This is a genomic window from Streptomyces capoamus, from assembly GCF_014654935.1.
Taxonomy (GTDB): Bacteria; Actinomycetota; Actinomycetes; order Streptomycetales; family Streptomycetaceae; genus Streptomyces; species Streptomyces capoamus.
Genome location: NZ_BNBF01000076.1, coordinates 1 through 1350 on the forward strand (window position 1 = coordinate 1; position 1350 = coordinate 1350).

Here is a 1350-nt window from a genome sequence, read left to right on the forward strand (position 1 = left end):
AGCTCCGGCCCCGCGACTGGGCGGCCGCCGAACGCGAGGGCAGGACCATCGCCCCGCTCATCACCCGGCTCAACACCGTCCGACGGCGGCACCCCGCTCTGCGCCGGCTGCGGAACCTGCACTTCCACCACGCCGACAACGACGCGGTGATCGCCTACAGCAAGAGCACGGGTGCGGACACGGTCGTGGTGGTCGCCAATCTGGACCCCCACCACACCCAGGAGGCAACGGTCTCGTTGGACATGCCGCAACTCGGCCTGGACTGGCACGAGTCCGTGCCGGTGCGCGACGAGCTCACCGGCGAGACCTACTACTGGGGCAGGGCCAACTATGTGCGACTCGAACCGGGTCACAGGCCCGCGCACGTCTTCACCGTCCTGCGACCGTCCACCCCGCAGATCGGAGGGTCACCCACAATATGATCGTCAATGAGCCCGTTCCGGACACGTTCGAGGACACTCCGGCCAAGGACCGGGACCCGGATTGGTTCAAACGCGCCGTCTTCTACGAGGTCCTGGTCCGCTCCTTCCAGGACAGCGACGGCGACGGCGTCGGCGACCTGAAGGGCCTGACCGCCAAGCTCGACTATCTGCAGTGGCTCGGCGTGGACTGCCTGTGGCTGCCGCCGTTCTTCAAATCACCGCTGAGGGACGGTGGTTACGACGTCTCCGACTACACGGCCGTACTGCCGGAGTTCGGTGACCTCGCCGACTTCGTGGAGTTCGTGGACGCCGCCCACCAGCGCGGCATGCGCGTGATCATCGACTTCGTCATGAACCACACCAGCGACCAGCACCCGTGGTTCCAGGAGTCGAGGCGGGATCCGGACGGCCCGTACGGGGACTACTACGTCTGGGCCGACGACGACAAGCAGTACCCGGGCGCCCGCATCATCTTCGTGGACACCGAGGTCTCCAACTGGACGTACGACCCGGTACGCAAGCAGTACTACTGGCACCGCTTCTTCTCGCACCAGCCGGACCTCAACTACGAGAACCCGGCCGTGCAGGAGGAGATGATCTCCGCGCTGAAGTTCTGGCTGGATCTCGGCATTGACGGGTTCCGGCTGGACGCGGTGCCGTACCTGTACCAGCAGGAGGGCACCAACTGCGAGAACCTGCCGGCGACCCACGAGTTCCTGAAGCGGGTGCGCAAGGAGATCGACGCCCAGTACGCCGACAAGGTGCTCCTCGCCGAGGCCAACCAGTGGCCGGAGGACGTCGTCGACTACTTCGGCGACTTCCGGGACGGCGGCGACGAGTGCCACATGGCGTTCCACTTCCCCGTCATGCCGCGCATCTTCATGGCCGTCCGCCGCGAATCGCGCTACCCGGTCTCCGAGATCCTCGC

The 1350-nt window shown here is 66.2% G+C and carries 2 protein-coding genes; both read left to right on the forward strand.

The features are described from left to right. The coding region (locus IE312_RS37830; RefSeq protein ID WP_189986830.1) for an alpha-glucosidase C-terminal domain-containing protein at positions 1 to 422 on the forward strand (422 nt) is incomplete at its 5' end. Continuing rightward, positions 419 to 1350, forward strand: a 932-nt coding sequence (locus tag IE312_RS37835; protein WP_268254409.1) for an alpha-amylase family glycosyl hydrolase, incomplete at its 3' end; no start/stop codon positions are given. The genes IE312_RS37830 and IE312_RS37835, both read left to right, overlap by 4 nt.